The following is a 7,329-nucleotide window of genomic DNA, read 5'->3' as shown; positions in this document are numbered from 1 at the left end:
CCGCCTCGACCATTCGACGCAGATCATCCCACGACAGATGGGTGTCGAGCGTCTTCTTGACGTAGCGAATGTCGGGCCGGTCGCGGAAGTCTTTGTGAACGAATGAGTCCACATCGCGGAACTGCAGTTTGATCGCGGCATGGACGTTGTTGAAACGAACGACCCGGGCAAAATCGCTGACGATCTTCAAGCCGCGGTTGATCTTCCCCCAATGATTGTTCGCCAGTTCGAGAACAAACAAATTGTCGAAGATGGATTCAGACACGAGAAGTCTCCCTGTACTCGCTCCCCGCGACACCCCCGTTCCGCGACAAGACACGCTGGCCCCATCCGACAAGATATCCCGGCGATGCGCCGTTAACTCATTGATATTGGTGTAACTAGTTAACGAACAATTAACCCCATGGACGTCATATTTCGCTCCGAATTTCCCTATCCGCAGCGCAGCAAACCTACAACCGCAAGCAGCCATCACGCCAAACTATTAAGGTCCGTTATGAATTGGTGTATCTTTTCCGCCACATATTGAAGATGACTGTCCGTTAGTCCCGGATAGATGCCAATCCAGAACGTCCGTTCCGTGACAATATCGGCATTTGTGAGATCACCGACCACGCGATAATTTCGCCCGCGCATATATGGCTGTCGAATGAGGTTGCCGCCGAACAGCAGGCGCGTGCCGATGCGATTGGCGTCGAGGAACTGGGTCAGATCGTCGCGCTTGACCTTGCACGTATTGCGCAGCGTGATCGGGAAGCCGAACCAACTTGGCTCGCTGTTCGGCGTAGCCTCCGGCAAGATCAGTTCATTTTCGAGAGGTTTCAGCAGCGCCGTCAGCGTGTCGAAATTGCGTCGGCGGGCGTCGATGAAGTCGTCGAGCCGGTCGAGCTGCGCCACGCCGACCGCCGCCTGCATGTCGGTAATTTTCAGATTATAGCCACAATGCGAGTAGGTATATTTGTGGTCATAACCCATCGGCAAGTCGCCGAGCTTGCGGCAGAATCGCTTGCCGCAGGTGTTGTCCATCCCCGGCGCGCACCAGCAGTCGCGGCCCCAGTCGCGCATCGATTCGAGCACGCGCTTGAGCCGCGGTTTGTCGGTGAAGACCGCCCCGCCTTCGCCCATCGTGATATGATGTGCCGGGTAAAAGCTGAGCGTGCCGACATGGCCGAAGGTGCCGACGCCCTTGCCGTCATAGGTCGCGCCGAGTGCGTCGCAGCAATCCTCGATCACCCACAGATTATGCTTCTCCGCGACCCGCATCACTTCGGCGAGATCGAACGGGTTGCCGAGCGTATGGGCGATCATGATGGCGCGGGTCTTGTCGGTGACCGCCGCCTCGATCATCTCGGGCTTGATGTTGTAGGTGGGGATATCGACGTCCACAAACACTGGCACCAGGCCATATTGCAGCGACGGATTGACCGTTGTCGGAAATCCGGTCGCGACCGTGATGACTTCGTCGCCGGCCTTCAGCGCATCGCCGCGCAAATAATGCGAGGTCAGCGACGAGAGCGCGACGAGGTTGGCCGACGATCCCGAATTGACCGTCAGCGCATGCCTGACCCCCATCCGTTTGGCGAGTCGCTCCTCGAACTGAGTATTGAAACGGCCGGTTGTGAGCCAAAAATCAAGCGCCGAATCGACCAGCGACTGCATGTCGCTGGCACCATAGACCTTGCCTGACACCGGCACCGCGCTCTCGCCCGGGATGAACGTCTTGGGGGCATGGTGCTGGCGCGCATATTGCCCGACCAGGTCGAGGATCAGCTGGCGCAGCTGCGGCTCGTCGGCACTCTCGGCGAGGGCCTGAACGGCGCTGTTCGAAAGCTCGTTCATACCGAAATTCCCTGTCCGGCCATAAGCTTGCTACGCACGTCTCGATAACCTTTCAACTGTTCCATACTAATCTCGCGGGCGTTGCCACCCGATGCGACGTGGCGATGCCACTCGGTAACTCTGGCAAGCGCTTCCTCGAGCCGTAGCGCCGGCCGCCAGCCCAATTCGCTGCGTGCCTTGCTGCAGTCAAGCCTGAGCAGCACCGCTTCGTGCGGCTGTTCGCCATGCGGATGGTCCCATCCCTCGGCGCCCCACTGCGCCAGCATACGCTCGACCACCCACGAAACGGGTTGGGCGTCGTCGTCGGACGGCCCGAAATTATAGGCCGTCGCCGTCGAACGGTCACCGCCGAGCAAACGTTCCGCAATCAGCAGGTAGCCGCTAAGCGCTTCCAGCACATGCTGCCACGGGCGGATCGAGCCCGGCGCGCGAATCAGTGGTCGCTCGCCGGCAAGCATGGCACGAACGATGTCGGGAAGCAGCCGGTCGAGCGCCCAGTCGCCGCCGCCGATCACGTTGCCGGCACGAACCGACGCGACCGCCGGGCCTCTGTTCTGAAAATAGGAGCGGCGGTAACCGGCGATGACGATCTCGGCCGCGCCCTTGCTGCTGCTATATGGGTCGTGGCCGCCCATCGGGTCACTCTCGCGATAGGGCCACACCCACTCGCGATTCTCATAGCATTTATCGGTGGTGATGCAGACCACTGCCTCGACCCTGGCGACCCGGCGGCAGGCATCAAGCACATGCACTGTGCCCATGACATTGGTCGCGTAAGTCTCGACCGGCTCGACATAGCTGTAGCGAACGAGCGGTTGCGCGGCGAGGTGGAAGATCACCTCCGGACGGCACTGCGCAATCGCCGCCTCGACTGCCGCCGCGTCGCGCACGTCGCCCTCGATATGGCGGACTAGCTCGGCCAGCCGGACCTGCTCGAAGAAGCTTGGATCGGTCGCGGCGGGAAGCGCGAAGCCGGTCACCTCGGCGCCCATCTGGTTCAGCCACAGCGCCAGCCAGCCGCCCTTGAAACCGGTATGACCGGTAACGAGAACTCGTCGTCCCGCCCAAGGGCCTGCCTTCACCGGCATGTCCCCACCCTTACCAGCACTTCCAGGGCGCCCCCTCGCGCCACAGTTCCTCGAGGTGGATCTTGTCGCGCAGCGTGTCCATCGGCTGCCAGAAGCCTTCGTGGCGATAGCCCGCCAGTTGGCCACTCGCCGCCAGTTTCTCAAGCGGACCCTGCTCCCAGATCACGTCGTCGCCCGAGACCAGGTCGATCACGCTCGGGTCGGCGACGAAGAAGCCGCCATTGATTAGCCCGCCGTCCCCCGCCGGCTTCTCGCGAAAGCTCTCGACCAGGTCGCCGTTGAATTCCAGCGCACCGAACCGACCCGGCGGTGCGACTGCGGTGATCGTCGCCTTCTTCCCATGACTCCGGTGGAACGCCACCAGTCCGGTCACGTCAATCGCCGCGACGCCGTCGCCATAAGTGAAGCAGAACGGCTCACCCTCCTTGAGATAGGATCGAACGCGCTTCAGCCGCCCGCCGGTCATCGTATCCGCCCCGGTCTCGACCAGCGTGATCCGCCACGGCTCGCTCCAGTTCTGGTGAACCTCGATCGCGTTCTTGCTGAGATCGATGGTCACGTCGGCGGTATGCAGGAAGTAATTCGCGAAATACTCCTTCAGCATATAGCCCTTATAGCCAAGGCAAACGATGAAGTCGTTGATGCCATGGGCGGAATAGATTTTCATGATGTGCCAGATGATCGGCATGCCGCCGACCTCCACCATCGGCTTGGGACGGACCGAGGTTTCCTCGCCGAGACGGGTGCCGAGCCCCCCAGCCAGAATAACAGCCTGCATTCACGTGCCCCATTGTTGCGTTTGGCTGCGCGTTGCAGCGCACACCGGGTTCAGTCGTCATAAACGACCTTCGTCAAAAACTTGCCTTAGGGGAGCGATTCAAGCTTCGCTACCCGCTTCGGCACGAGTGGAGGATGGAGCGCGATGATCCGGGTTGTCGGCCAGCCGGCAAACCGCGCCGGTGCGCGAAACAAGGCGACCGTCCGGCCCGATCCGATGAGCTCCCTATAACGCCTGACCTGTTCCGGAAAGCCTTCCTGTTCCGCAAGATACAGATCGTAATAGGTCAGAATGGCGTAATCGGCCCGGCATGTCAGTGACTTGTCGGGGGTGACATTGCCGAGGTCGACGATCGAGCTTCCGCGCCGCGCTTTCTGGACTTTCTCGAGCTTGACGCCGCCGTTAAGGATTTGCCGCCCGTCGACACAACCGGCTTCGCCGATCGGGAACAGGATGCGCCACGGTTGGGGACGCAGGTCGAGCGCGAGCTGCTCGACCACGACCGTGCTCCCGGCCGGAATGTGCGCGATCGCCCAAGCAGAGGCCTGCGCGCGCGTATCGTTCGCTCGTTCCCGCGCGCCCACGACCGCGCCGGCGAGTGACGGCAGCAGCGCGAGCGAGGCGACCATCGGCACGACCGCCACGCGCCACCTCGGCGCTGCCCATTTGGCCAGACATCGTCCGGCGCTTACAGTGGCCAGCGCGGCGGCGATGGCGAACAGCGGCAGGATCGGCGTGATCCAGCGCGACCAGACCTGCGGCTGTGACGCGATCAGGACCAGGAACAACAGGGCTGCGGGCAACAACGTCGCGCGCGCCAGGGGGCGTCGCGTGATGAGTATGAAACCGCCGATGACGAGTGCCAGCCCGACCCATCCCATCGATCCGGCGACCTGATGGATGAGGAACCACCAGAGGTTGGCAACGAAGCCATGCCCCGAATGACCGAGGTGCCCGCCCGCGACTTACCGCCGACATCGGCGATAACCGTGCGCCAGTCGAGAAGGATATAGGGCGAGGCAACGAACAGGCCGACCAGCAGGGCGATGGTGGCAATCGCGAGCCTGCGGACCAGCGCGGATATGTCCCGGTCGGCTCGCCACAGATGGAAGGCCGCACCGGCGACGGCGATCATGACTGAGGAGCCCGGCCACTTGGTCGCCGTCGCAAAACCGGCGAACAGCGCCGCACAGATTGTATCGCGCAGGCGGCCTTCCTGACCGCTGCGGATCGCGAACAACAGCGCCGCGAGCATGAACAGCGAGCAATTTATGTCGGTCCGGATCACCTGCGACCACGCGATGTGGACCGCGTTCAGCGCTACGAAAGCGGCAGAAACAACCCCCACGCGATCATCGAACAGACGACGCGCGATCAAGAACGATAGCCAGATCGTACCGACACCGATTAGCGCCATCGCGATACGACTCGGGATGAAGATCAGCCCCGGATTGGCATAAACCGCAGCGGCGAACTGGGGCAGGTTGGCGAACGCCCCGCTGCCGAGGCCGACCAGCGCAACGACAATGTCGATCAGCGCCAGCAGGTAAATTGTCGTCGTCCCTGGGTGCCCGAACCAGCCGGGGTTGAGCGTGTGACCGTTGATCAGCCCGAACGCCTTCAGTACGAACAGTGGCTCATCCGGATCGTACATCGCGGGCAGGCCGAACCCGATGTTGGCCAGCCGCGCGGCCAAGCCAATCAGCAGGATCAAGCCAATCAGAAACAGGGTCGGCGGTCGCCGCAGGGTCAAATGATCACTCGACGATCGTGGGAGGAATGGGGCCGATAGGCGGCTCGCTAGGACCCGGCAATGCGAAGATCATCTCGGCGGAGTATTAAAAGTGGGTTAACCAAAACAAAGAAAACTGTTCTCGAGTAGTGACTTGCATGGGATATTACGCGATTGAGGCTGATAGAGGTGTTGCGCTGCGGCCACAATTACGCAGCTTGTTCGAATTTCCGGGGAACGAACGGGTCCCAAACGGTTTGAAGCGCTGTAACATTCCCTCGGTGGGGGTTATGGGGTGATGGGATATGACTTCCATTGTCACTTGTTTTTAACTAGATTGTTCGAAGTCATTCAGAAGTAAGGCAAGGGGTATAGCTTATGAAAAAGTTACTGTTCGCAACCGCGGCCATGATGGTGGTCGCATCGCCAGCGATGGCACGTGACGGCGCGGGCTACATCGGGATCGAAGGCGGCCTGATGAAGGTTCAGCATTCGGACTGGGATCGTCTCTCGTCGAGTGGAACTTACGTCGATTTTCTCGATGTAAAGCACAAGCTGGGCTACGACATCGACGCCATTGCCGGTTATGACTTCGGCATGTTCCGGCTTGAGGCCGAAATCGCCCGCAAGCATGCCAAGGACAAGAATTACACCGTCGATCCCAACGCTCCGGGTCCGTTTCCGGCAGGTGCTGCTCGTGGTGGTTTCTATAATGGCTTTGGTCGCGCCAACGCCACCAGCCTGATGGTCAATGCGTTGATCGATCTCGGTGCCGACGACGGTGTCAGCTTCTACGCCGGTGGTGGTGTTGGCTACGCTCGCGTCAGCCAGACCGTCGAGAATCTCGGCACGCAGAAGTATCACCTGCGCGACAACGATATTGCCTGGCAGGGCATCGTCGGTGTTCGCACCGCGATCAGCCCCAACATCGATGCTGGCCTGAAGTATCGTTACTTCTCTGCGGGTACGCTCAAGGGTGATCTCTACGGTGCCGGCCTTCCGGGCTACACCGGCGCGCGGTCGTTCTTCCACTCGCACAGCCTGCTGGCGAGCCTGATCTTCAACTTCGCGCCGCCTGCTCCGCCGCCGCCGCCGGTTGTCGAGGCTCCGCCGCCGCCGCCGCCGCCGCCCCCGGCGACGCAGACCTGCCCGGATGGGTCGGTGATTCTGGCGACCGACGTCTGCCCGGCTCCGCCGCCGCCGCCGCCGCCGCCGCCGCCGCCCGCCAAGGGCGAGCGTGGTTAAGACGCCGGGCTGATTGCCCTCAAGGGCAATCGCTGAACATGGTCGGCCCGGATGAGCAACCGCTCGTCCGGGCCGACATGTTTTTGGGCCGTTGAGGTGTTTTTGGAGCCTTAGCGCGCGCCCGGTCGTTGACTTCCAAAGGTCGGGGGCCGATTTTCGGGGCTAGTGACGGGTGAAATGTTCACCCCGGGCGAGGATATGGTCGATGTATACCACTGAAATGGGCAAGCCCGGCGATGGCAATGCCCACCCGATCGGCAACGTCGAGGACCCTGTGCTGCTGGCTGCCTTCGATGCCCGGGTCGCGGCCGACGAGTTCGTCGAGCCGCGCGACTGGATGCCTGAAGCCTATCGCCGCACCCTCGTTCGTCAGATCAGCCAGCACGCGCACTCAGAGATCGTCGGTATGCTGCCCGAAGGCCACTGGATTGCCCGCGCGCCCTCGCTCCGGCGCAAGGCGATCCTGCTCGCCAAGGTGCAGGACGAAGCTGGCCATGGCCTCTATCTCTATTGCGCCGCCGAGACGCTCGGCACGAGCCGCGAGGAGATGATCGAGGCCCTCCATTCGGGCAAGGCCAAGTACAGCACCATCTTCAACTATCCCACGCTGACGTGGGCCGACATTGGCGCGATCGGCTGGCTCGTCG

General features: G+C 61.8%; 8 protein-coding genes. 2 read left to right on the top strand and 6 right to left on the bottom strand.

Going from position 1 to position 7,329, the window contains the following annotated elements; all coding sequences use genetic code 11:
- From RMN84_RS02340 to RMN84_RS02315, 6 genes are all read right to left on the bottom strand, one after another.
- Positions 1–265: hypothetical protein (locus RMN84_RS02340; RefSeq protein ID WP_309610602.1), on the bottom strand; the 265-nt coding region annotated here is incomplete at its 3' end.
- Positions 266–471: 206 nt separating this feature from the next.
- Positions 472–1,839: a lipopolysaccharide biosynthesis protein RfbH gene (gene rfbH / locus RMN84_RS02335; RefSeq protein WP_309610601.1), complete on the bottom strand. Its 1,368-nt coding sequence runs from the start codon at positions 1,837–1,839 to the stop codon at positions 472–474.
- The gene (gene rfbG / locus RMN84_RS02330; protein ID WP_309610600.1) at positions 1,836–2,927 is read right to left on the bottom strand and encodes a CDP-glucose 4,6-dehydratase; all 1,092 of its coding nucleotides are present in this window, start codon (positions 2,925–2,927) and stop codon (positions 1,836–1,838) included. The genes rfbH and rfbG overlap by 4 nt, the downstream gene beginning before the upstream one ends.
- 10 nt (positions 2,928–2,937) lie before the next feature.
- The gene (gene rfbF, locus RMN84_RS02325) at positions 2,938–3,705 is read right to left on the bottom strand and encodes a glucose-1-phosphate cytidylyltransferase (RefSeq protein ID WP_309610599.1); all 768 of its coding nucleotides are present in this window, start codon (positions 3,703–3,705) and stop codon (positions 2,938–2,940) included.
- Positions 3,706–3,791: 86 nt separating this feature from the next.
- A complete protein-coding gene (locus RMN84_RS02320; RefSeq protein WP_309610598.1) occupies positions 3,792–4,508 on the bottom strand; it encodes a hypothetical protein in 717 nt (238 codons plus the stop codon).
- Entirely contained in the window at positions 4,478–5,458 is a 981-nt protein-coding gene (locus RMN84_RS02315; RefSeq protein ID WP_309610597.1) for a glycosyltransferase family 39 protein, read from the bottom strand. Before RMN84_RS02315 ends, RMN84_RS02320 begins: the two co-directional genes overlap by 31 nt.
- A gap of 357 nt (positions 5,459–5,815) precedes the next feature.
- On the opposite strand from RMN84_RS02315, the gene RMN84_RS02310 reads away from it, so the two are divergent.
- Together RMN84_RS02310 and RMN84_RS02305 are read left to right on the top strand one after the other, a co-directional pair.
- On the top strand, positions 5,816–6,682 hold the full coding sequence (locus RMN84_RS02310) for an outer membrane beta-barrel protein (protein ID WP_309610596.1): 867 nt from the start codon (positions 5,816–5,818) through the stop codon (positions 6,680–6,682).
- A 205-nt stretch (positions 6,683–6,887) separates the two neighbouring features.
- On the top strand, positions 6,888–7,329 hold a 442-nt coding region (locus tag RMN84_RS02305), incomplete at its 3' end, for a Phenylacetic acid catabolic protein (RefSeq protein ID WP_309610595.1).

Origin of the sequence: Sphingomonas sp. (assembly GCF_031380695.1) — a bacterium.
Lineage (GTDB): Bacteria > Pseudomonadota > Alphaproteobacteria > Sphingomonadales > Sphingomonadaceae > Sphingomicrobium.
Note: the sequence above shows the minus strand (reverse complement) of the source record. Positions and strands in the feature narration are given on the sequence as shown.

Coding starts and splice junctions, on each gene's coding strand:
- RMN84_RS02310 (WP_309610596.1), top strand. CDS start 5,816: ATGAAAAAGTTACTGTTCGCAACCGCGGCCATGATGGTGGTCGCATCG.
- rfbF (WP_309610599.1), bottom strand. CDS start 3,705: ATGCAGGCTGTTATTCTGGCTGGGGGGCTCGGCACCCGTCTCGGCGAG.
- rfbH (WP_309610601.1), bottom strand. CDS start 1,839: ATGAACGAGCTTTCGAACAGCGCCGTTCAGGCCCTCGCCGAGAGTGCC.
- rfbG (WP_309610600.1), bottom strand. CDS start 2,927: ATGCCGGTGAAGGCAGGCCCTTGGGCGGGACGACGAGTTCTCGTTACC.